The following is a 24,449-nucleotide window of genomic DNA, read 5'->3' on the forward strand; positions in this document are numbered from 1 at the left end:
AATATATATCAGATATTAAAGAATTTCTTTTGCTGTGGCTACGATGTTATCTACGGTAAAGCCGAACAATTTAAATAATTGCTCAGCCGGTGCGGATTCGCCGAAGCCGTTCATTCCCACGATACGACCGTTAAAGCCCACGTATTTGTACCAGAAATCCGAAATACCGGCTTCGATTGCAATACGTTTTGTCACTGATGACGGCAATACGCTTTCGCGGTAAGCCGCATCTTGTTTATCAAAACGATTCGTACTTGGCATAGAAACCACACGTACATTTTTCCCTTCCGCACTTAACACTTCGGCGGATTTCACGGCAAGTTCAACTTCTGAGCCGGTTGCTATTAAGATTAGATCCGGTGTGCCGACACAATCTTTCAGGATATATGCACCACGTGCTACATTTGCCAATTGCTCGGAAGTGCGGTCCATTTGCGCTAAGTTTTGGCGGGTGAAAATCAAGGCACTTGGCCCCTCTTTACGCTCAACCGCTTGTTGCCATGCAATTGCCGATTCAACTTGATCACAAGGACGCCATGTTTCAAGATTTGGGATCAAACGTAACGAAGCGGTTTGTTCCACCGGTTGGTGGGTCGGACCGTCTTCACCTAAGCCGATTGAATCGTGAGTATATACAAATAATGCACGTTGTTTCATTAACGCCGCCATACGCACCGCATTGTGAGCGTATTCATAGAACATTAAGAAAGTTGCGCCGTAAGGAATAAAACCACCGTGTAATGCGATACCGTTCATTATGGCGGACATACCAAATTCACGTACACCGTAGTTGACGTAGTTACCGTCAACATTTTCGTGTGCGCGAATTGGTTTTGAGCCGCTCCATAACGTTAAGTTAGAACTTGCTAAATCCGCAGAACCGCCTAAAAATTCAGGTAATAGGCGGGCATAAGCTTCAATCGCATTTTGGGAGGCTTTACGGCTTGCAATACTTGCCGGATTAGCTTGTAATTTTTCAATAAAGGCTTTGGATTCAGCCGCCCAAGTCGCCGGTAATTCGCCTGTTACGCGACGTTTAAATTCCGCAGCCAATTCAGGATAGGCTTTTTCGTAGGCAGAAAATTTCTCTTCCCAAGATTTTTCCGCTTCCGCACCTTTTACTTTTGCATCCCATTGTGCATAGTATTCGGCAGGGATTTCAAATGGTGCGTAATCCCAATTCAAGGCTTTACGTGTTAAAGCGATTTCTTCATCACCGAGCGGCGCACCGTGGGAATCGTGTGAGCCTGATTTATTCGGTGAACCAAAACCAATGATTGTTTTGCAAATAATTAAAGTCGGTTTTTCTTTTTCCGCTTGTGCTAATATGGTTGCTGCACGAATTTGTTCCGCATCGTGACCATCGACATTGCGGATCACCTGCCAGCCATAAGCCTCAAAACGTGCTGCGGTATCATCGCTAAACCAGCCGTCAACATGACCGTCAATAGAAATATTATTGTCATCATAGAAAGCGATTAATTTACCTAAACCGAGTGTTCCCGCTAAAGAACAAGCTTCGTGTGAAACGCCTTCCATTAAACAACCGTCACCTAAGAACACATAAGTATAGTGATCTACAATATCATGCCCTTCACGGTTAAATTGACCGGCAAGGGTTTTCTCGGCAATCGCCATACCTACTGCATTAGTGATACCTTGACCTAACGGGCCTGTCGTGGTTTCTACACCCGGCGCATAACCGTATTCCGGGTGGCCCGGTGTTTTAGAATGCAATTGGCGGAATTGTTTTAAATCTTCAATGGATAAATCATAGCCTGTTAGGTGCAATAGGCTGTAAATCAACATAGAGCCGTGTCCGTTAGACAACACGAAACGGTCACGATCCGCCCATTTCGGATTGGTCGGATTATGTTTTAAAAAATCACGCCATAAAACTTCGGCGATATCTGCCATGCCCATAGGCGCTCCCGGGTGACCGGATTTTGCTTTTTGCACGGCATCCATTGATAAAAAACGAATTGCGTTGGCTAATTGTCTACGAGTTGCCATATTGTTCTCCTGTGTGAAAAAATCGCTTCGGCTATTCTACCCTATTTACTGCAAGGCAGAGGTAATTAATTCAATTTTTATGTAATAGTTTTGATCTATCGTAAATTATGTTCTACGGCGTCTTAAATGATAACGTTGGCTGTTTGATTTAATCGGTAAATTGACCGCTCTTTTTGGCTCGTGCGATACACGGTAAGCACGGCGATAATGACTTATAAAATAATGGACGGAACTTGCCAACACGATGCCAAGTAAAAACACAATGATTAACTCTCCGTAAAGTCGGCTGAAAATTTGATTGATTTTACTTTGGGAAGATTGGGCATACTGTGCATCAAAGGTTACACGTAAAAAGCCTTTAATACCGAAATTTGAATAAATCGGCTCAACAATTTGTCGGCGGTTCTTCTCTCTCTCGCCTTCCTCTGCGAGTCCTAAATGCGTTCGCAAATTTTCAGAACCGGTACTTTGTGCTAATAATTTTCCCTGCGCATCATAAATTGAAGCATCGAGGACAAAATGTTCTTGCACCAAATTATCAAGATTTTCCCTTAGTTTTTCAGACTGCGCATTATTCACCAATAAAACGGAAAATAAATTTGTCTGCTGACGTACTAAAATATGGGATAAATTGGAAACCTGACTTATACCGGCAAGTTGTGAGCCTATCTTAAACTGTTGCACCCCGAACAAAATCACACTCAATGCCCCCGAACTAAGAAGGATGATTAGCGCAAGCATAAGCGATTTTGTCAGTTTTTCTTTGGTTAAACGCAAGTTATTTTCCCCAATTAGCCATTAAATCGGCTAGAATAGTTTCAAGTTTTACAATTTACAGGATTTTCTATGCAAATTCAAAACCTTGCAAGCATTACGCAAAAATATTCCTCATTTCCGACCGCACTTTTGCCAAATGAAACAATTCTTTCGACCAAAGATGCTTTCATTCTTTACGGTAAAACTTTAAATCTAACCGCACTTTCCGAATTTCAACAAAAGTGCGGTCAAAATTTCCAATGTTTTGACGTATGGAACGTGGCTCAAAATACCGTGGTATTATTGAAAGGCGAATGGCAAGAAACGTGCCTTTCAAGCGCACACGAACTTGGATTAGACATTGCCCTTCTCGATTTTGATGCAAAATTATCAGAAAAAGGCCTATTGGTAATGGATATGGATTCCACCGCCATTCAAATTGAATGTATTGATGAAATTGCAAAACTTGCCGGCACCGGCGAATCGGTTTCGGCAATCACAGAAAGTGCAATGCGTGGTGAATTAGATTTTGAACAAAGTTTGCGCCGCCGTGTCGCCACATTAAAAGATGCGCCTGAAAGCATTTTACAAACGGTTCGATCCTCATTGCCATTAATGCCGGGCTTGGTTGAAACGATTCAAACCTTGCAACAATATGGTTGGAAGACCGCTATTGCCTCCGGTGGTTTCACCTATTTTGCGGATTATTTAAAAACATTGTTGAAGCTGGATTTTGCCGTTTCAAATCAATTCGATATTGTGGACGGTAAATTGACAGGCTTAGTGAAAGGCGAAGTTGTCGATGCACCATACAAAGCCGATACGCTTCAACGTTTACGTGATGAATACAAAATCAAGCCCCAAAATACGATTGCCATCGGAGACGGCGCAAATGACTTGGCGATGATGAACGTTGCGGGTTTAGGCGTCGCTTTTCACGCCAAACCGAAAGTACAACAGCAAGCTCAAATTGTGGTAAACTTCGCCGACTTGACCGCACTTTTATGTCTTCTAAGTGCAAACGATAAAATTTAACTATTTAATGGGAGAAACATTATGCCGTCTTTTGATATTGTCTCTGAAATTACGATGCATGAAGTACGTAATGCGGTAGAAAATGCAAACCGCGTTTTAAGCACCCGCTATGATTTCAGAGGAGTCGAAGCCATCATCGAACTTAACGAAAAAAATGAAACGGTAAAAGTGACTACCGAATCCGAGTTCCAACTTGAACAATTGATTGAGATCTTAATCGCTGCTTTTGTAAAACGAGGGATTGAACATGCCTCATTGGATATTCCAACGGAAAGCGAACACCACGGTAAACTTTACACGAAAGAAATTAAGCTCAAACAAGGGATTGAAACCGAGACGGCAAAAAAAATCACAAAATTAGTGAAAGATGCCAAAATCAAAGTTCAAACCCAAATTCAAGGCGATCAAGTGCGTGTAACCGGTAAATCACGTGATGATTTACAAACCGTGATTCAATTAGTAAAAAACGCAGAACTCGGACAACCGTTCCAGTTTAATAATTTTAGAGATTAAGCGGACTTTTTCTAATATTTATTTGGGTAGGGTGCGTTGATCTTTGCGTAAAGCTCTATTTCATCATTAAACCCTCTATTGGTGCGTTACGGTTTAGCCTAACGAAAAGTAACGCAAAATGTGAAAAAAGTGCGATCGGAAAAATACAACGTTTTTTGACCGCACTTTGTATTTTCCATCCCCCTGATAATATTGATAACCCCTCCTAATTTTGCTAGAATTCGCCCCGTTTTTTCTGGTATATCAGTGAAAAATGAGTTCGGATGAAGGTAGCTGGAGAGTGGGGAATTGACCCCACGCCGACGATGTAAAATCTTTCAGGCGCGCGTAAGCGCAGGGACTGTTACTGGACGAACCCTTGGAGAGATCCGTTGCACAAATGTGTGAATGGACGCCGAAGGCGCAAAAGAGCGGTCGTTTTTAACGCCGTTTTTCAAACGCTCAGGCAAAAGGACAGGGGCTAAAAGACAATCTGTATTTTTCTTTTCTCACGGATTCTTTTCGTCTCCTTGTCGCGTTTTATTGTTTTTCAGACGACGAGGAATCAAAATGTCATTGACGACAATTTTATCAGCTATTGATAGCTTCATTTGGGGCCCACCGTTATTAATTTTGTTATCCGGTACGGGGCTTTATCTCACTTTGCGTTTAGGATTTATTCAAATTCGTTATTTACCACGTGCACTCGGTTATTTATTTAAAAAAGATCGTGGTGGAAAAGGGGACGTCTCTTCCTTTGCCGCACTTTGCACGGCGTTGGCGGCAACAATTGGTACGGGCAATATCGTTGGTGTGGCAACCGCTGTTCAAGCCGGGGGGCCGGGGGCGATCTTTTGGATGTGGCTCGTTGCATTGCTTGGAATGGCGACCAAATATGCCGAATGTTTGCTTGCGGTGAAATATCGTGTGAGAGATCGCCGTGGGTTTATGTCCGGCGGGCCAATGTACTATATTGAACAGGGGTTAGGCATCAAATGGTTGGCAAAAATGTTCGCCGTATTCGGCGTGTTGGTGGCATTTTTCGGCATCGGCACCTTTCCGCAAGTGAACGCAATTACGCACGCAATGGAAGATACCTTTCATATTCCGGTTGTTGTTACTGCGATTATCGTAACGGTATTGGTTGCGATGATTATTTTGGGCGGTGTAAAACGTATTGCGACAACATCCTCTATTATCGTTCCTTTTATGGCGATTTCTTATGTGCTTGTTTCCGTTATCATTATTTTACTCAACTGGGAAAAGGTACCGGACGCTGTTTGGTTGATTATCCATAGCGCATTTAATCCGCAATCGGCTTTAGGTGGCGCATTAGGTTTTACCGTGATGAAAGCGATTCAATCGGGGGTGGCAAGGGGGATTTTCTCGAATGAATCAGGGTTAGGAAGTGCGCCGATTGCCGCTGCCGCCGCCCAAACCCGAGAACCTGTTCGTCAGGGCTTAATCTCTATGACGGGCACTTTCTTAGACACGATCATTGTATGCACGATGACTGGAATCGTGTTAGTGCTTACCGGTGCATGGAGTAATCCGACACTTGCCGGCGCAACGGTAACGAATGCGGCGTTTTCACAAGGTTTAGGCTCTCCGATAGGGGCGACTATCGTAACGATCGGCTTATTATTTTTTGCATTTACCACCATTTTAGGTTGGTGCTACTACGGTGAACGTTGCTTTGTTTATTTAGTCGGCACACGCGGTATTCGTTTATACCGTTTGGTATTTATTATACTGGTGGGAATCGGCTCGTTCTTAAAACTGGATTTAATCTGGATTCTTGCGGATATTGTGAACGGTTTAATGGCATTCCCGAACTTGATTGCTTTAATCGGATTGCGTAAAGTCGTTATTGAAGAAACAAAAGACTATTTTGCCCGTTTAAAAATTAATCATCACGATCAGGATGAGGTAATTTGATTCCGAATATACTTTATTCATTTGGGGCTGGAAGCAGCCCTTTTTTGTGGAGGCAAAAATGGAAAAAGCCACTGAAATCGGTGGCTTTTATATTAGAAATTGTCACGTAAAGGAATTAAATTTTTAATTCCTGATGATAATTCTTTAATATTGTAAGTTTATATTTAGCATCTAAAATCTTTTTGTATTTAACTTGTGCAATATATGTATCTACATACTTCTTAAATTCTCGGCGAATTTTTTGTCCTGTGCTTTAATGAATAAGAATTCCTCTGTCTTTTTTAATATTACACGGTCATCCTTTAAGTATTTTTCATCAGTGATTAGTCTCGCTTTAGAAAAATCGATTTCTTTAAAACGTCCTTTATTATCCTCATTTTCTATTGTTTTGATTTCTACTCCATCACATTCAGGTAAGTTTGATCTTAAAGGTCGGGCAAAATTTAATCCTTTTACTCTTACCAACAGTACACAGTAAGGCCTAGTAACTTTTTTAAAATTTCAGTTAAATTTGGAGCGATTTCTCTATAAAACTCATCTGATAGGTATCTTAACTCAAAATCCAGTGCAGTTATATTAAGCATTTATTTTCCTTATAGAAAACCCCTTAACCCATAAGAACTACATACCTATTGAGCTATGTGTTTTTTTATTGTGGGCATGCTCTAGCGCCACATCCATGGAGTATGGCTTATAGGTAAGAATGTCAATTATGAAGATGACTTTAGTTTATGCAATTTTGGATTCCACATCTAAGGCTTTATCTTTGCTCAATTCGCCATAATAACAACTTTTCTTAAAAAGAAAATCACCAATGTTCAGAAATTAGAGCTAGATCATATTTTTAAAAATTTACTAAAAAATGACTTGAAAAAGCCCCTCGCTAAGACTATTTTGGTATTAAATCAAACCGAACCGAAAGGTTCTAACAACGCGAAGAGGTAAATGCTATGACATTAAATATTACCAGTAAACAAATGGAAATCACTCCTGCAATTCGTGAGCATGTGGAAAGCCGTTTAGCAAAACTAGAAAAATGGCATACACAGTTGATTAGTCCGCATTTTGTACTGAATAAAGTACCGAATGGTTTTACTGTCGAGGCATCTATCGGCACACCGATTGGCAATCTGCTTGCCAGTGCCACAAGCGATGATATGTACAAAGCCATCAATGAAGTGGAAGAAAAATTAGAACGTCAGCTTAATAAATTACAACACAAAGGCGAAGCCCGCCGAGCTGACGAACGTTTGAAAGATTCTTTTGAATAACTCTTTTATTGAAAGATAAAAGGTGCGTTATGCCTACGGCTAACACACCCTACAAAACGGCTAAATAATATCGGAGAAACGGTTGATCCTTATTGAGTGATCAGCCGTTTTTATTTATCTTTGGTGAGAGGAACGATTTTTCATCGTTGGTCGGAAATTATTGCTACGTGATTTTAAGCGCAACGGTTTTGGCAAACTCAGTAAAGATGCCGGATCATATTGGCTAACAGGAATGGAATGAGCAATATATTCCTCAATAGCAGGCAAATTCATCGCATATTCTTCGCAAGCAAAACTGATTGAAACACCACTCTCACCGGCTCGTCCCGTACGCCCGATGCGGTGAACGTAATCTTCACGATCATCCGGCAAATCATAGTTAAACACGTGGGTAACATCTGAAATATGCAAACCGCGGGCGGCTACATCCGTTGCCACTAAAATATCTAAATTGCCGTCAGTAAATTGTTTTAACAAGGCGAGACGTTTTTTTTGTGCGATATCGCCCGTGAGTAAACCGACACGATGCCCGTCTGCCGCCAAATACCCCCAAATTTCTTCACAACGGTGCTTTGTATTAGCAAACACAATACAGCGTTCAGGCCATTCTTCTTCCATTAGAGTGAGTAAGAGAGCCATTTTGTCTTGATTAGAAGGATAAAATAATTCTTCTTTAATTCGATGTCCGGTTTTTTGCTCCGGTTCGATTTCGATATATTCAGGATTATTCATATCTTCAAAGGCGAGTTCACGCACTTTGTAGGACAAAGTTGCGGAAAAAAGCATAGTTAAGCGTTCTTGTGGAGCAGGGCATTTACGTAGTAAATAACGAATATCACGTATAAACCCAAGATCGAACATACGATCCGCCTCGTCTAACACCACAACTTGAATTTGATCTAAACGAATCACCCCTTGTTTTACATAGTCAATCACCCGCCCGGTCGTGCCGATTAAAATATCTACGCCACGCTCAATCGCTTGTAATTGTTTATCATAACCGTCCCCACCGTAAGCAAGTGCGGTTTTTAACCCGCTTGTTTTTACCATTAGTTCCGCATCATTGCTGATTTGCACCGCAAGTTCACGGGTTGGAGCGAGAATTAAAGCACGTGGTTGTTTGGAATTATGATTTTCGGCTTGATGGCTGAGTAAATGATGAAAAGTTGCCGTTAAGAACGCCATAGTTTTGCCCGTGCCGGTTTGTGCTTGACCGGCAATATCCTTACCTTGTAAGGTGATCGGTAAAGAAAGTGCCTGAATAGGCGTACAATATTCAAAACCCTTGCTTTGTAAGGCTCTCAGAACCTTAGGGTGGAGAGGAAAATCAGCGAAACGTTGCTGACTTAAATAATTTTGTTGCATAAAAAAGACATCTTTTAAAAAATTTTGCCTAGCATAGCACGAACGGAAAAATTCCCCAAAGAATATACAGGATCTTTGAAAGCTCTTAATCAATATTTAAAAATTATTGATTTTTTCGACCTCACTTTGAATGTGAATAAAAAAATAATAGAGGTAGGGTGTCTTAGCCGTAAGGCGTAACGCACCATTACATTGTGCAACCTCTACATAATACCACCATATTTACTCCCAAAACCAACTTCAAACACCCACCTCAAATATTCCATCAGAAGCTGCCAAATTTACATATTCTTGACAAAAATGTTGGGTAGAGACGATGTTCAAAGTCCGTAATTACAGATAGAATGCAAAAGATTTTATCTGAAATATGTATCAGCATAAAATTCGGATAAATGACGAAGCGTTTTATAAATAGTAAACAATTAGGAACAAAAAAACTATGAATAAAATATTCAAGGTAATTTGGAATCACGCTACACAAACTTGGGTGGCGGTATCCGAATTGAACCGAGCGAAGGGGAAAACAAAATCTTCTTCGAATAAACAACCGCAACTATCAACCATCGCACTTTCCGTTATTGCTGCGAGTTCAACGGTGATTGGTGGAGAAGCGTTGGCAGTTGCCTCATCTGGAAATGGGCGTTGGGTTACAGACGGAGGGGATATGGCCGTTTCCAATGATACTAATTATCCTGCGAACGCGACTGGCGGAATGGCTATTGCAATTGGGACAAATTCAAATGCAACTGGGCAAGGTGCCGTCGCTATTGGACACGATGCCACTGCAGTTAAGAATTTTGCAACAGCAATGGGGCAAGGTGCGACAGCAAATGAGAATTACTCTACTGCTTTAGGGGCAAGTGCTAAAGCAACCAGAGAATGGTCTGTTGCATTTGGAGCTAACGCACAATCAACAGGTTCTCAAACTACAGCGATTGGGGTGAATACCATTGCGAATACCACCAATAGTATTGCCCTTGGTATCGGTGCAAAAGCCTATGGGCAAAGAATAGTAAATGGTGACGATCAAGGTAATGCCGTGGCAATCGGACCTAACGCAGAAGCTGGAGGTGGAAATTCTCTTGCTATGGGTGACACTGCAAAAGCACTGGGCAATTGGAGTATTGCCAATGGTGTAATGGCTAACGCTACTCATAACCATGCCCTCGCAATGGGGGGAATGGCTAAGGCTTTAGCAGAAAGAACGACTGCTATTGGGGCATACTCTAATGCAGCGAATGCGCAAGGGACTGCTATTGGGGCATACGCTAATGCAACGGCAAATCAAGCGACTGCCTTAGGTATAAAGGCTAGGGCAAGTGCAGCCAATGCAACGGCATTAGGGCAATTATCTCAAGCAAACTTAGAGAACTCAGTAGCACTCGGCTCATTTGCTACCACCAAAGCAGGCACAGTAGAAAACTCCGCTACGGTAAATGGCGTAACTTATAGTGGCTTTGCTGGCGTATTGGAGGTGAATCAGCTTAATCATGTTGTGTCGGTTGGGGGAAATGCAACAGTCCCATACCGCCAAATCCAAAATGTGGCAGCTGGTAACATTTCACTCTCATCAACCGATGCAATCAACGGTTCACAGCTTTATGCCGTGATGGCAAAATTAAATAATAATGGTACGAGTGCTTATTCCTTTAATGTAGGAAATAATACTTCACAAACAGTAAAAACGATTAGTAGCGGTAATAATGTTCGTTTTATTGATGGTAATTACACTACAGCAAAAGTTGCTTCCACAACAAGTGGTGCAAATGTTACCTTTGATGTGAAAAAAGGCACTTTTGCCCCTGTTACTGCTTCAGGTCAACTAAATGCAACGACAGCACTTGATGGTGTTGCTACGGTGCAGGATGTGAAAAATGCGGTAAACCAAGGTTTTTGGCGTATTGGCAACAGTAGCTCCAGTTCCGGCACTGCTGTGAATAATGTACATTTTGGCGATCGTGTGGATTTTGTCGGCGAAGGTTCGGCAACAGTAACGGTTTCGAAAGGCCCGGGTAATGCACCGGACACAGCTACGATTGTCAAAATTAAAACGCCTACCTATGTGAACGGCACAGGGATCACTTTTTCAACAGATCCAAACACAGGTAATATTACGATTTCCGCTACCGGCGGTTCTTCAAGCGGTGGCACAGCGGAAAACTATTTTCATGTGAATGATAGTACGGCTAACCAAGCGGCAGGCAACCCTGACACCAATAAAGGCACAGTGGATGCCAAAGGTGGGGCAACGGGTAAATATGCGATTACCGGTGGCGTAAATGCGAAAGCAGGCGGTGCAAACAGTATGGCAATAGGCTTTAATGCCAGCGCTTCAGGTGTAAACAGTATAGCAATGGGATTAAACGCTAATGCATCAAGTACCCGTAGTATTGTAATCGGTGAAAATTCATCTTCTAGTCAGAACCAAGGTATTGCGATAGGTTTCGGTGCTCAAGCTTCGAGAGGTGACTTAGGCAATAATGGAATTGCGATTGGTACGAATGCTAATGCCTCTCATCACCAAACCGTTGCTATCGGCTGGGATGCGAAAGCAAGCGATAATGCAGCGGTTGCTATGGGTTGGCAGGCGAATGCCTCTGGCGAAGCCAGTATCGTATTGGGTTCGCAATCCAAAGCCTATAAAAACGACTCTATTTCTCTAGGTCGTAATGCGACAACTAATGCATTACAAAGTATTGCTATTGGTTACAGCACACTGGTCACCGGTGTAGATGCAATCGGTATGGGGAGAGATACTCATGTTACGGGACAAAGTGCGGTCGCAATTGGTAATGGATCAAAATCACATCTACAAGATTCTGTGGCATTAGGTTCTAAATCCGAAACATCAAATGGTACTGCGGTAACATCGGCAACAGTTAATAATATTACCTATAGTGGCTTTAAAGGTGCTTTAACGGCTAACACACTCAACCGTGTTGTTTCCGTAGGAACAGTAGGCAACGAACGCCAAATCCAAAATGTCGCGGCAGGTAAAATTTCGGCAGATTCTACCGATGCCATCAACGGCTCACAGCTCTATATGGTGGCCTCAGGCTTAAAAGATGCAATGCCAACCGTGGCTGCAGGTACCGGCATTACGGTAACACCGGCAACAAATACGAACGGTTCAATCACTTATAATGTTTCAACTGCAATCACTAACTTCACTACAAACTCCAACACAGGAGCATTTAATCAACCGGCAGGCGTTGAAGGTAGCAAATTTGTTAATGCCACAACCCTTTACAACGCATTAAGCAACGCTGGCTGGCGCACCAATGCGGCAGGTAACACGGCAGCCGGAGCAAACCTTACCGAACAAGTGATTAACCCGGGCGAAGCGGTAAACTTTATCGGCGGTGAAGGCGTAACCATTAATCGTACTGTGGCTAATGGCGTTGTGAATTACACCTTTAATGCAACCGCTAACGTGGCAAATACCAGCTTAACTGTTGGCACAGACGGTAAAGTCGCAGCCCCGATTGAGGGAGATAAACTTGTCAATGCAACCACTGTGACCAACGCGATCAATAATGCGTTCCACACGGTGAATACAAGCAGTGATGATACGCAAGTAACGGACAGCCCGAATGGCACTGGTACACAGGTTAAAGCAGGTGATACCCTCACTTACAAAGCGGGTAAAAACCTCAATATCAACCAGAATGGTAAAACCATCACTTATGGTTTATCAGAAAACATCAGCGTAAATAACATCACGGCGAATAACATCACCGTGGGTAACACAACAATCACCAATGGCACGATCAGCGGGTTAAATAACGAACTTGCACCGACCAACAATGTTGCAACCAACAGTAATGATAATAAGGTTTCACAAACCGCACCGACAACCGTAAACGGCACCAATGCAGCAACAGTGAACGATGTATTAAACGCAGGTTGGAACTTACAAGAAAACGGCACGGCAAAAGATTTTGTGGCAGCTTATGATACTGTGAACTTTGTCAATGGTACCGGCACGGAAGTGAAGATTGATACCACTAACGGTAATGTTTCCACTGTGAAAGTGAATGTGAAAGTGGATAACAGCACGATCACAACAGATCCGAATACTGGAGAAGTGAAAGCGAATGTAACCGACCTCACAACGAATCCAAACGGTACAATTAAAGTGGTTGATGGCGGCAATGGTAGCAACTTAGTCAATGCAACCACCGTAACCAATGCGATCAACAATGCGTTCCACACCGTAAACACAACCAACACGGGTGAAGCGGTAACCGCAGCAAACGGTACGACCCAAGTGAAAGCCGGTAGTGAGCTAGAATTTGTGGCGGGTAAAAACTTAGTGGTTAACCAAACCGGTGGCAGAATTGCCTTTGCAACCGCTGAAAACGTCACGTTCAATAATGTGAACACCACGACGTTGACTATCGGTAACGTGTCAGACCCTACTGCACCGACAACCAATATCAGCTCAACGGATAAAGGTTTAGACATTGGCGGCGATAAGATCACTAACGTCAGCACAGCGTTGAATAACACGACTATCCAAACCACATCGGATAGCAACACAGGCGATAACAAAAACAAATTTATCAACTTAACGAATCCGTCAGACCCAAGTGCGGTCGTTACAGTGGGTGATTTGCAAAACTACGGCTGGGTTGTAAGAGCGGACGGCAACGACTACACGGCAGCGGTACGTAACGCCAACACTGTAAACTTTATCGGTAAAAACGGCGTGAACGTAACAGGTGAGGCGAATGCAACAACGGGTATTTACGACATTACCGTAACCGGTAAAGAAGTGAATTACACCGTGAACAACGAAACCGTTACTAACGGCACGAATGGTGAACCTGCAAACCAAAGCACGGTGAACAACGTTAACTACGTAAATGGTACGGGTACGACACCGAATGTGACCCTCAACAATGGTTCATTAAATGTCGGCTTTGATATCAACACCACAAACGGCACGGTGAACCCGAACGGAACGGTTTCAGTCACTAAGGGTGAGGCTTTCTTGAACGCAACGGAAGTGGCGAACTTGGTGAACGACTCCTCGTTCAACATCACTACAGCGAAAGAAGAGACGCAAGTTAAATCCGGCGGACACGATCCGGTTAAAGTGAAAGCGGGTGATACCATCACGTATAAAGCAGGTAAAAACCTTGAGATTAACCAAACCGGTTCAACGCTTATTTACGGTTTATCCTCAGATATCAATGTAACAAGTATTACCGTGGGTAACACAACCATCACCAATGGCACGATTAGCGGTTTAAATAGCAATTTACCGCCGACATATAATAAAGATGTGTACAACACTGAAAATAAAGATGTGACTACATCTCAAACGTTGCCGGAAAACTTAAACGTAACCAATGCAGCGACAGTAGGCGACATTCTAAATTCAGGTTGGAACTTACAAGAAAACGGCACAGCGAAAGACTTCGTGAAACCGTATGATACGGTGAACTTTGTTAACGGCACGGCAACCACAGCAAACATCACAACCGATGATGGCGGTAAAGTGAGCGTGGTGAAATACGACGTGAATGTTGATGATGACACCATCAAAGTGGTTGATGGCAAATTAGTGGCAAATGCTTCTAATATTGTGAAAGGTGATAACACCACAACCAACGTGACCAACGGCACAGTGAGTGTGAAAACCGGTGATGTAACTGCGAACACCACGACAGGTAAAGCTGAATCAAACGTAACTAACGGGACGATTGCAACGGTAACCGATGTGGCGAACACTATTAACAATGTGTTCCACACTGTAAACACAAGCACTAGTGATGAACAAGTGGTTACTGGTGCGAATGCGACCGGTACGAAAGTGAAAGCAGGCGATACGTTAACGTATGCAGCGGGTAAAAACCTCGAAATCAATCAAACCGGTAGCACCATTACTTACGGATTATCAGAAAATATCACTGTGAATAATGTGAACACTACCACCTTAACCGTGGGTAATGTGTCTGATAAGGTTGCACCGAAAGTAGATTTCAATGCAGAAAAAGCAACACCGGCAACGAATAATCCGACACAACCGGATTTTGCTTTGAATATCACGACCAACGGTAAACCGACACAAATTACCGGTGTAGGTTCAACCTTGAATACGAAAACAGTTCCGGATACGGTAAGCGGGGATACAATTAATCCGACAACCAATACACCAAGTAATGTATTGGTGGATTTAAGTAATCCTGAAAAACCTGATTCAGCGGCAACAGTTCGTGATTTACAAAATCTGGGTTGGGTTGTTAAAGCGACAGGCAATAACTACAGTGACACAGTTAAAAATGCAAATGAAGTAAATTTTGTTGGCACAAACGGTGTAACGGTGGAAGGTAAAACTGAGGGTGGTGCTCGTACAATTACCGTAAAAGGTAAAGAAGTCAACTACACGGTAAACAACCAAACCGTCACCAACGGCACGAATGGTGAACCTGCAAACCAAAGCACGGTGAACAACGTTAACTACGTAAATGGTACGGGTACGACACCGAATGTGACCCTCAACAATGGTTCATTAAATGTCGGCTTTGATGTGAACACCACTTCAACCTCAACCAATAACAACGGTACAGCGAAGTTGGATGATCCTGCTCAAGGTTCATCATTTGTGAATGCAAGTACGTTAGTAGATACATTGAACAATGTTTCACATAACATCACAGCATCTAATACTAATGGTGGCAAAGATGGTGTACAAACGGTGGCAGGTTCAAACCAAACTCGTGTGAAAGCGGGCGATACCGTAACTTACTCAGCAGGTAAAAACCTTGTTGTGAATCAAAGTACGGATGGCAATGGTAATCACATTGTGGAATACGGTTTATCCACAGATATTAATGTAACAAGTATTACCGTAGGTAACACAACGATCACCAATGGCACAATCAGTGGTTTAAACGGCAATTTACCGCCGACGTACAATAACGATGTGTACAACACGAAGAATGAGCCGGTTACCAAAGAGCAAACCTTACCAACGAACTTGAACGTAACCAACGCAGCAACAGTAGGTGATATCCTGAATTCAGGTTGGAACTTACAAGAAAACGGCACGGCGAAAGACTTCGTGAAACCGTATGATACGGTGAACTTTGTTAACGGCACGGCAACCACAGCAAACATCACAACCGATGATGACGGCAAAGTGAGCGTGGTGAAATACAACGTGAATGTTGATGACGCCACCATCAAAGTGGTTGATGGCAAATTAGTGGCGAATGCTTCTAATATTGTGAAAGGTGATAACACCACAACCAACGTGACCAACGGCACAGTGACGGTAAAAACCGGTGATGTAACTGCGAACAGCACGACAGGTAAAGCCGAATCGAACGTAACTAACGGTACGATTGCAACGGTAACCGATGTGGCGAACACTATTAACAGCGTGTTCCACACCGTAAATGCAACCAACACGGGTGAAGCGGTAACCGCAGCAAACGGTACGACCCAAGTGAAAGCCGGTAGCGAGCTAGAATTTGTGGCGGGTAAAAACTTAGTGGTTAACCAAACCGGTGGCAGAATTGCCTTTGCAACCGCTGAAAACGTCACATTCAATAATGTGAACGCCACGACGTTGACTATCGGTAACGTGTCTAATGCGACAGCACCGAAAGTGGACTTCAATGCGGAAAATGCGAAACCTGCGACTAACAATAATGCAAGTAATGCACCGGAATTTGCGTTGAATATTACGACCAACGGTAAACCGACACAAATTACCGGTGTAGGTTCGGTATTAAACTTAACCGATGTAACAACGAATCCGGGTGATAAGGATGGTGCAAGACAACCTGATGTGACCAAACAGTTAGTGAATTTAACCAACTTACCGGAAGGTACGTTAAATTCAGCAGCGACAGTACGTGATTTGGTGAATATGGGTTGGGTTGTTAAAGCAACCGGCAATAATTACAGCAACACGGTTAAGAATGCCAACGAAGTGAACTTTGTCGGCGCAGGCGGTGTAACGGTAGAAGGTTCGGATAACGGTGATGTTCGTACGATTACCATTAAAGGTAAAGAAGTCAACTACACAGTGAATAACCAAACTATTCCTAACGCTACGACACCGGTGAACCAAAGCACGGTGAACAACGTTAACTACGTAAATGGTACGGGTACAACACCGAATGTGACCATTAACAACGGCACGTTAAATGTCGGCTTTGATATCAACACCACTTCAACCTCAACCAATGAAAACGGTACGGCGAAGTTGGATGATCCTGCTCAAGGTGCGTCATTTGTGAATGCAAGTACGTTAGTGGATACATTGAATAATGTTTCACATAACATCACTGCGTCTAATGCTAATGGTGGCAAAGATGGTGTACAAACGGTAGCAGGTTCAAACCAAACTCGTGTGAAAGCTGGCGATACCGTAACTTACTCAGCAGGTAAAAACCTTGTTGTGAATCAAAGTACGGATGGCAATGGTAATCACATTGTGGAATACGGTTTATCCTCAGATATCAATGTAACGAGTGTTACTGTGGGTAATACAAGCATTACCAATGGCACGATCAGTGGATTAAACAGTCACTTTAATAACGCAAGTAGTTTGACCGGTGGAACAAATGTTGTTAATTCAACTGCACCGGCTAATATCAGCAACAACTTGACTGAAGGGGCAACGGTTCAAGATGTATTGAATTCCGGCTGGAACTTGCAAGAAAACGGCAAGGCGAAAGACTTTGTCGCAGCCTACGACACCGTGAACTTTAATAATGGCAGCGGTACTGAGGTGAAAATTGACAGTGATGGCACGAAATCTAATATCACTGTTAATGTGAAATATGATGGTTCAACCATTACACTCGATGCTAACGGTAACTTATCGGCGAATTCAACCAACATTGCGAATGCGGCTGCTGGTAATGTTTCAGCTAATGCGACAACAGGTAAAGCCGAGTACAATAATGCGAACGGTAGCAAACCGTTAGCAACTGTTGAAGATGTCGCTAACACCATTAATTCGGTGTACCATACCGTCAATACAAGTAGTAATAATGACCAAGTGGAAAGTAATCCGAATGCCACAGGTACAAAAGTGAAAGCCGGCGATAGCTTGACCTATGTTGCAGGTAAGAACTTGGAGATCAACCAAAACGGTAGCACTATTACTTACGGTTTATCGAAAGATATTACGGTGAGCAATGTGAATACCACAACATTGACAGTGGGTAATGTATCTAACCCGACTGCGCCGAAAGTGGATTTCAATTCGGATAATGCTACGCCTGCAACGAATAATCCGACACAACCGGATTTCGCATTGAACATCACAACGAACGGTAAACCGACACAAATTACCGGCGTAGGTTCAACCTTGAACACAACAACCGTTCCGAATACGGCGAGTGGAGATGTAATTAATCCGACAACCAATACTTCAAGTAATGTGTTAGTGGATTTAAGCAACCCGACAAAACCTGATTCGGCGGCAACAGTCCGTGATCTACAAAATATGGGTTGGATTGTTGAAGCAAGCGGTAACAGTTATGCGGATACCGTGAAGAATGCTAACCGTGTAAACTTCAAGGGTGATAATGCGATCAATGTGACCGGTTCGACAGAAAATGGTGTACGTACTATCACTGTAACAGCGAAAACTGATGGCACTACGATCACGATCGATCCGAATAAAGGTTTGGTTGCGAATACGACAAATATCGTGGCTAACCCGAACGGTACGGTAAGTGTTGATCCGGCAGGAAACGGCGGTAATTTGGTGAACGGCACAACGGTTGTGAATGCGATTAATAGCGCAGGACACAACATTAAAGCTGCGAAAACCAATGACTTAGTGACATCAAATAATGGTACGGCTAAAGTCAATCCGGGTAAAACCGTGACTTACCAGGCAGGTAAAAACCTAGAGGCTAATATTACCGTTAATGCAAATGGCGATAGCACCGTGACTTACGGGTTAAGTAACGATATTTCCGTCAATACCGTTCAAGTCGGCGGTAATACCGGCCCGACTATCACCGGTGATAAGAACGGTAATGTCGTTATCGGTAAAGCGGATGCAAACGGTAACCTTGCTCCAGCCCAGATCAAAAATGTTGCTCCGGGTACAGAGCCTAACGATGCGGTTAACGTAAGCCAATTAAAAGGTGTTGCGAATAATATCAATAATCGCATTAATAAAGTCGATAAGGGCTTACGTGCGGGTATTGCAGGCGCTAATGCTGCAGCAGGCTTACCACAGGTTTATCTACCGGGTAAATCAATGGTTGCCGCATCTGCAGGTCACTTCAAAGGTGAAAATGCCTTAGCGGTAGGTTACTCACGTGCGAGCGATAACGGTAAATTAATCTTGAAACTTCAAGGTAATACCAATAGTCGAGGCGATGTGGGTGGTTCGGTAGGTATCGGTTACCAATGGTAATTTAATACCGGCGAACATTCGCTAAAATAATTAAACCGCAGCATTTAGCTGCGGTTTTTTTATCGGATATTATGTAATGGACAAAATGGTTAATAAAAAGAATTTTAGGCTTTGTAAGGTGGGTAAATCGTTGTAGAGTGGCGTTAGGCGTAGCTGTAACGCACCGTAATGAAATTTATTGATAAAAAGGTGCGTTACGCCTAAGGCTAACGCACCTTACCTCAAAATATTGAATATAAGATTCGCTTTGTGTAGCAGTTGCTACAGCATAGTTTGATAAGCTCTCTTACGAGATTGGGCGTATGCAATACTCCCCTACAATATTTTTTACGGCACAAAATAATGCGGTACGAAATGGCTGTCATTACCTGTTACTGCAGTGAAATCTTCCCGTAGCCCCATACCGCATGCTACATCGCCGATTACCCATGAGCCGATAACCGGATACATTCCGTCAAAATTCGGGAGTTCGAATTTTTGTTGATAAATATAACCGGCGGTATCGTAGAATGCCGAATGTTCACTACCTTTGGCGGCAAATTCTACCCCGTTACTTTTTTCATAATAGAACACATTTGCGCCTTCGCGACCAAGTAATGGTTTTTTCACCCAAATGGCTTTTCTGTCGGTAATATCAAATTTATTGAAATATGCTGGGAGCAAGTTCGGGTGGTTCGGATAACGTTGCCATAATTTTGCCAATAACGCTTTGTTGCTTAATAGCATTTTCCAAGCCGGTTCAATGAAATTTGTTTTAGCGGTAGGAATATACGGAGCAAATTCTGCGCCGCTTAACCATTCTAACGGATAAAGTTTGAACAGCATTTCGATAGGGGCATCGTTTAAGTCGATAAACTCTTGGTTTTCTTTGTTATAGCCGATATCTTCCACGGCAAGTTGGTGAATGTTCCAACCCGCATTGTAAGCGACATCTGCCAGATAATCCACGTTGCCCCAATCTTCACGCCCTGCCTCTTGCATTGCACTAAAATGGAAGTCGGATTTGCCGCTTTGCTGTTTAAGAAAGGTGAAATGTTTGAGTAATTCTTCGTGAATCCAGTTGAATTGATCTCGGTGTCGTAACCCTTCGATTTGTTCTAACCATTGCCATTGCACCACGGCTGCTTCAAGTAAAGAAGTGGGGGTATCGGCATTATATTCAAACATTTTTAAATTTTCACCGTCATAACCGAAATCAAAGCGTCCGTATAAATAAGGGGCTTGTTTACGCCATGAATCTTCAATGAGCTGTTTTTGTAAATCGCTAAAACGATAATAGGAATAATCCCCTTGCTTGATTTCATTTGCAACAAAGTCCAAACACATGGCGTGGAGTTCATTCGTGGTGTCTTCAATGCGATCGATTTCTGCCAAGGTAAATTCATAAGCAACATTGTCCGACCAATAATGAGAACCATCACTTGAAGGTAAGTTGTAATAATCAAACCCTACGTTTAAGAGCTGCTGCGCCATATCGGGGCGGGTGGGGAAACCGGTAACGCGTTTCATTTTAGCCTCCGCTGCTACGGTTTGAATTACTTGGTGCAGTGAAACCGCCACGTGAAACCGGTTTACTATTCACACTGCCAGCTTTGCCTTTTACTAACATCGGTTTGCCTACGGAGCGGTTAGTTTGCGGTTGGATAACTTGCCCTGTCGGGGTGGAAACCGCACGATTGCTCGGATGATAACTTGGGCCTAAAAAGTTGCTGATTGCACGTGCAGCCATATAACCCATCACACCACCGGCAATGGCTGCGCCTAAAGAAGGATCATTGCTTTCCGCATTGGCAGTGGATTCACTATTGGTATTATTTTGTTCTCCGTTCGCTTGACGGTTTTGAGCGTTTTGCCATTCTTGATTGGCAGTAGCGGTGTTTTCTCCATTATTGCGTAAACCTAAACCTGAGAGGGAATTGTTATTTTTAGATGCTGTGGTTTGACGATTTTCGTTAATCGGGGCGGTTTGTGTATTTTCCGTGTTTTTGTCAGCCTCACAGAGTTCGATTTTTTTCCAATCGGCAAGGCAGTCTTCAAGGGAATGATAAACATCACGTTGTACTTCTTCTTCCGAACAGCCGCCAAGTAAGGCAACAATGGAAAGTGTGACAAGAATTTGATTTTGTTTTTTCATAGCTTAAGTAGTTCGGTTAATTGATTGATTTCTAAAGTGGGTAAAAGAGTTGTTTCGGAAAAATCGCTAAGCGTATTTCCCGATAAATTAATCCATACTGCTTGGCAACCGGCTTGAATCGCACCTTGTACATCAGTGATTAAGTTATCGCCGATATGTAAAATTTCTTGCGGTGCAATATTGAAATAACGAGCGCTTTGTCGGAATAAATCCTCGTGCGGTTTTGCTCTGCCGTGTTCGCCACCGCGTAAAATAAGATCAAATTGGGTTAAACCGATACGTGAGGGGTCGACATTTCCATTTGTAATCACGCTAAGTTTATAACCTGTTTTCAATGAATTTAAAACGCTGACCGTTTTTTCCGGTACGATAATTCGGTGTCGCCAATGCAAAAATTCATTCATTGCGAGCGTTAAAGTGCGGTCAATTTCTTCTGCGTTTTTGCCTTTTTGGCGTAGAAATTGGCGTAAGGTTTCTTTTCTCCATTCCGTTACATCTTCGCTTAAACGAGGATTTTGCCGTGCAATTTGATCTTTTAATCCCACCCATTCTTCTTTAAAACTTGGGCATTGCGTGAGATTTTGTACGTATTGAATAAAGCGTGTAACCGCAGTGGTAATCACCTCACGGTTATCGTAAAGCGTATCATCTAAATCAAAGCTGATGACTTTGAAAGGTTGCAGATTGCGATAAAATTTCATTTATTTGATGGTCGGTATGCCTAGCCATTGCTCGGCTTTGTCATTGGTGATTTCTTCACGTGTCCACATACTCATTAAATCCGGTTGTGGATATTTGCTACTGTTATAACCGACTAAACGGGCAAAATCAAATACGGCGTGCGGATAACCGTTAATTAAGAGGAGAGCTAAATAGCCGCTTTCATCCCAACAGATTTCTAATTTGCGTGCTTCGTGATGATTTGAGGTGGAATCCACATTATATACGTGAAGCACATCTACAATCGGTTGTCCGTTTTGGCGCATATCAAGAGCGTAAAAATAGCCGGTTTCACCGTCATCTTCAAACATGACGGCAAGGTGATCATACAAGGTGGAGTGAGTGCCGACTTGTTTCGGTGTGCCGAGAAAGAGTTCGTCTTCAAGGGTTAGGTGAAGCATAGGTTTTCCTAATAAAGTTAATTTTAAGGGCGTATGTGATATGTCCCACAATGCTTACACTATAAATAGTGAAAACGCCCGTTATCATGTATCAGTCGCACAAAGAGAATTTTATATTTGATATTTTGAGGTAGGGTGTGTTGGTCGTAGGCGTAACACACCTTTTTATCAATAAATTTCATTACGGTGCGTTACGGCTTCGCCTAACGCCACCCTACGATGATTTGTGTAAGGGATACATAATACCGAAAATGTCTTAAAAAAATACCGCACTTTCTTTCAAAAGTGCGGTGCGTTTTAATTAGCTGGCGAAGATTAAGCTTGACCTTTAACCGCTTTTAAGCCCGGGAATGCAGCAGGAGTACCTGCGCGTTCTAATGCTTCTTCAATACGGATTAATTGGTTGTATTTTGCGATACGGTCAGAACGGCTCATAGAACCGGTTTTGATTTGACCTGCCGCAGTACCAACCGCTAAGTCTGCGATAGTCGCATCTTCGGTTTCACCTGAACGGTGAGAGATTACTGCGGTATAGCCTGCATCTTTCGCCATTTTGATAGCGGCTAATGTTTCGGTTAAAGAACCGATTTGGTTGAATTTGATTAAGATTGAGTTTGCAATGCCTTTCTCGATACCTTCTTTTAAGATTTTGGTGTTGGTTACGAATAAGTCATCACCGACTAATTGAACACGGTCGCCCAATACTTTAGTTTGATATGCAAAACCTGCCCAGTCAGACTCATCTTGACCGTCTTCGATAGATACGATCGGATATTGTTTGGTTAATTCTTCTAAGTAGTGAGTAAACTCTTCAGAAGTGAATGAACGACCTTCGCCTTTCATTTCATATTTGCCGGTTTCTTTGTTATAGAACTCGGAAGAAGCGCAGTCCATTGCTAAGGTTACGTCTTTACCTAATTCATAACCTGCTTTTTCAACCGCTTCTTTGATACATGCTAACGCATCTGCATTAGAAGCTAGGTTTGGTGCGAAACCGCCTTCGTCACCCACAGCAGTGCTCATACCTTTTGCTTTTAATACTTTCGCTAAGTTATGGAATACTTCCGCACCGATACGAAGTGCTTCACGTAATGTTTTTGCACCAACCGGTTGAATCATAAACTCTTGAATATCAACATTGTTATCTGCGTGTTCGCCACCGTTGATGATATTCATCATCGGTAATGGCATAGAATATACGCCCGGTGTGCCGTTTAATTCGGCAATGTAAGCGTAAAGTGGCAAGCCTTTAGATGCCGCTGCCGCTTTTGCATTTGCTAAAGAAACCGCTAAGATTGCGTTTGCACCGAAGTTAGATTTGTTTTCCGTGCCGTCTAAATCGATCATAATTCGGTCGATTTCAGCTTGGTTTGATGCTTCTTTACCGACCAACGCTTCAGCAATCGGACCATTTACCGCAGATACCGCTTTTAATACGCCTTTACCTAAGAAACGGGATTTGTCGCCATCGCGTAATTCTAATGCTTCACGGGAACCGGTTGACGCGCCTGATGGAGCCGCTGCAAGACCTACGAAGCCGCCTTCTAAATGTACTTCAGCTTCTACGGTTGGGTTACCACGTGAGTCGATGATTTCACGACCAATCACTTTAACGATTTTTGCCATTTTTGTTTTCCTCTTTAAGTTAATAAAAATGCGTATTAGGCAAGCCTAAAATTGCGTCTTATGATAAAGGTATTTTGCTATTTTGTCTTGCAAAAAATGCGCTTGCTTTGATCTTCGTCTAATTTTTGATTTTTATAAAAAACAAAGTGCGGTCAATATTCACGGTATTCCGTACCAGTTGCACAAATCATTGTAGGTGCGGCTAGGCGAAGCCATAACGCACCCTATACCACCATAATCAAATTCTTTTTGTGCAAGTGTCGCATAAATACCGTGAATTTTGACCGCACTTAATC

Annotated in this window: 13 protein-coding genes and 1 riboswitch; of the genes, 5 read left to right on the top strand and 8 right to left on the bottom strand. The window is 42.8% G+C overall.

Going from position 1 to position 24,449, the window contains the following annotated elements; all coding sequences use genetic code 11:
* Nucleotides 1-15: 15 nt before the first annotated feature.
* Together tkt and IHV77_RS08500 are read right to left on the bottom strand one after the other, a co-directional pair.
* A complete protein-coding gene (gene tkt, locus IHV77_RS08495) occupies nucleotides 16-2,013 on the bottom strand; it encodes a transketolase (RefSeq protein WP_194811538.1) in 1,998 nt (665 codons plus the stop codon).
* Between the two features lie 105 nt (nucleotides 2,014-2,118).
* Nucleotides 2,119-2,790, bottom strand: a complete 672-nt coding sequence (locus IHV77_RS08500; RefSeq protein WP_194811539.1) for a YtjB family periplasmic protein — start codon at nucleotides 2,788-2,790, stop codon at nucleotides 2,119-2,121.
* Between the two features lie 69 nt (nucleotides 2,791-2,859).
* On the opposite strand from IHV77_RS08500, the gene serB reads away from it, so the two are divergent.
* The 4 genes from serB to raiA all read left to right on the top strand — a co-directional run bounded on the left by serB (nucleotide 2,860) and on the right by raiA (nucleotide 7,505).
* Nucleotides 2,860-3,804: a phosphoserine phosphatase gene (serB, locus tag IHV77_RS08505; protein WP_194811540.1), complete on the top strand. Its 945-nt coding sequence runs from the start codon at nucleotides 2,860-2,862 to the stop codon at nucleotides 3,802-3,804.
* Between the two features lie 21 nt (nucleotides 3,805-3,825).
* Nucleotides 3,826-4,317 (top strand): YajQ family cyclic di-GMP-binding protein, encoded by a 492-nt coding sequence (locus IHV77_RS08510; protein WP_194811541.1) that lies wholly within the window; start codon nucleotides 3,826-3,828, stop codon nucleotides 4,315-4,317.
* A 348-nt stretch (nucleotides 4,318-4,665) separates the two neighbouring features.
* Nucleotides 4,666-4,784, top strand: a riboswitch (glycine riboswitch).
* Nucleotides 4,785-4,866: 82 nt separating this feature from the next.
* Entirely contained in the window at nucleotides 4,867-6,234 is a 1,368-nt protein-coding gene (locus tag IHV77_RS08515) for an alanine/glycine:cation symporter family protein (protein ID WP_194811542.1), read from the top strand.
* Nucleotides 6,235-7,184: 950 nt separating this feature from the next.
* Nucleotides 7,185-7,505 carry a ribosome-associated translation inhibitor RaiA gene (gene raiA / locus IHV77_RS08520; RefSeq protein ID WP_194811543.1) on the top strand — a complete coding sequence of 107 codons (321 nt, stop codon included), beginning with the start codon at nucleotides 7,185-7,187 and terminating at the stop codon, nucleotides 7,503-7,505.
* Between the two features lie 114 nt (nucleotides 7,506-7,619).
* Here the strand turns inward: raiA and rhlB are convergent, their stop codons facing one another.
* Nucleotides 7,620-8,870, bottom strand: a complete 1,251-nt coding sequence (gene rhlB, locus IHV77_RS08525) for an ATP-dependent RNA helicase RhlB (protein ID WP_194811544.1) — start codon at nucleotides 8,868-8,870, stop codon at nucleotides 7,620-7,622.
* 439 nt (nucleotides 8,871-9,309) lie between these two features.
* Between rhlB and IHV77_RS08530 the strand changes: the two genes are divergently transcribed.
* Complete coding sequence (locus IHV77_RS08530; protein WP_194811545.1) at nucleotides 9,310-19,272, top strand: YadA-like family protein; 9,963 nt, start codon at nucleotides 9,310-9,312, stop codon at nucleotides 19,270-19,272.
* Between the two features lie 327 nt (nucleotides 19,273-19,599).
* On the opposite strand, the gene IHV77_RS08535 is transcribed toward IHV77_RS08530, so the two are convergent.
* From IHV77_RS08535 to eno, 5 genes are all read right to left on the bottom strand, one after another.
* A complete protein-coding gene (locus IHV77_RS08535; protein ID WP_194811546.1) occupies nucleotides 19,600-20,781 on the bottom strand; it encodes a glutathionylspermidine synthase family protein in 1,182 nt (393 codons plus the stop codon).
* Nucleotide 20,782: 1 nt separating this feature from the next.
* Nucleotides 20,783-21,406 (bottom strand): hypothetical protein, encoded by a 624-nt coding sequence (locus IHV77_RS08540; protein WP_194811547.1) that lies wholly within the window; start codon nucleotides 21,404-21,406, stop codon nucleotides 20,783-20,785.
* Nucleotides 21,403-22,107, bottom strand: a complete 705-nt coding sequence (locus IHV77_RS08545; protein ID WP_194811548.1) for an HAD-IA family hydrolase — start codon at nucleotides 22,105-22,107, stop codon at nucleotides 21,403-21,405. Before IHV77_RS08545 ends, IHV77_RS08540 begins: the two co-directional genes overlap by 4 nt.
* Nucleotides 22,108-22,527, bottom strand: a complete 420-nt coding sequence (locus IHV77_RS08550) for a DUF2251 domain-containing protein (protein WP_194811549.1) — start codon at nucleotides 22,525-22,527, stop codon at nucleotides 22,108-22,110.
* 315 nt (nucleotides 22,528-22,842) lie between these two features.
* Nucleotides 22,843-24,153, bottom strand: coding sequence for a phosphopyruvate hydratase (gene eno / locus IHV77_RS08555; RefSeq protein ID WP_194811550.1), 1,311 nt, complete (start codon nucleotides 24,151-24,153; stop codon nucleotides 22,843-22,845).
* Nucleotides 24,154-24,449: the final 296 nt, after the last annotated feature.

Source organism: Rodentibacter haemolyticus (genome assembly GCF_015356115.1).
Classification (GTDB): Bacteria; Pseudomonadota; Gammaproteobacteria; order Enterobacterales; family Pasteurellaceae; genus Rodentibacter; species Rodentibacter haemolyticus.

Coding starts and splice junctions, on each gene's coding strand:
- tkt (WP_194811538.1), bottom strand. CDS start 2,013: ATGGCAACTCGTAGACAATTAGCCAACGCAATTCGTTTTTTATCAATG.
- serB (WP_194811540.1), top strand. CDS start 2,860: ATGCAAATTCAAAACCTTGCAAGCATTACGCAAAAATATTCCTCATTT.
- IHV77_RS08510 (WP_194811541.1), top strand. CDS start 3,826: ATGCCGTCTTTTGATATTGTCTCTGAAATTACGATGCATGAAGTACGT.
- IHV77_RS08515 (WP_194811542.1), top strand. CDS start 4,867: ATGTCATTGACGACAATTTTATCAGCTATTGATAGCTTCATTTGGGGC.
- raiA (WP_194811543.1), top strand. CDS start 7,185: ATGACATTAAATATTACCAGTAAACAAATGGAAATCACTCCTGCAATT.
- rhlB (WP_194811544.1), bottom strand. CDS start 8,870: ATGCAACAAAATTATTTAAGTCAGCAACGTTTCGCTGATTTTCCTCTC.
- IHV77_RS08530 (WP_194811545.1), top strand. CDS start 9,310: ATGAATAAAATATTCAAGGTAATTTGGAATCACGCTACACAAACTTGG.
- IHV77_RS08535 (WP_194811546.1), bottom strand. CDS start 20,781: ATGAAACGCGTTACCGGTTTCCCCACCCGCCCCGATATGGCGCAGCAG.
- IHV77_RS08540 (WP_194811547.1), bottom strand. CDS start 21,406: ATGAAAAAACAAAATCAAATTCTTGTCACACTTTCCATTGTTGCCTTA.
- IHV77_RS08545 (WP_194811548.1), bottom strand. CDS start 22,107: ATGAAATTTTATCGCAATCTGCAACCTTTCAAAGTCATCAGCTTTGAT.
- IHV77_RS08550 (WP_194811549.1), bottom strand. CDS start 22,527: ATGCTTCACCTAACCCTTGAAGACGAACTCTTTCTCGGCACACCGAAA.
- eno (WP_194811550.1), bottom strand. CDS start 24,153: ATGGCAAAAATCGTTAAAGTGATTGGTCGTGAAATCATCGACTCACGT.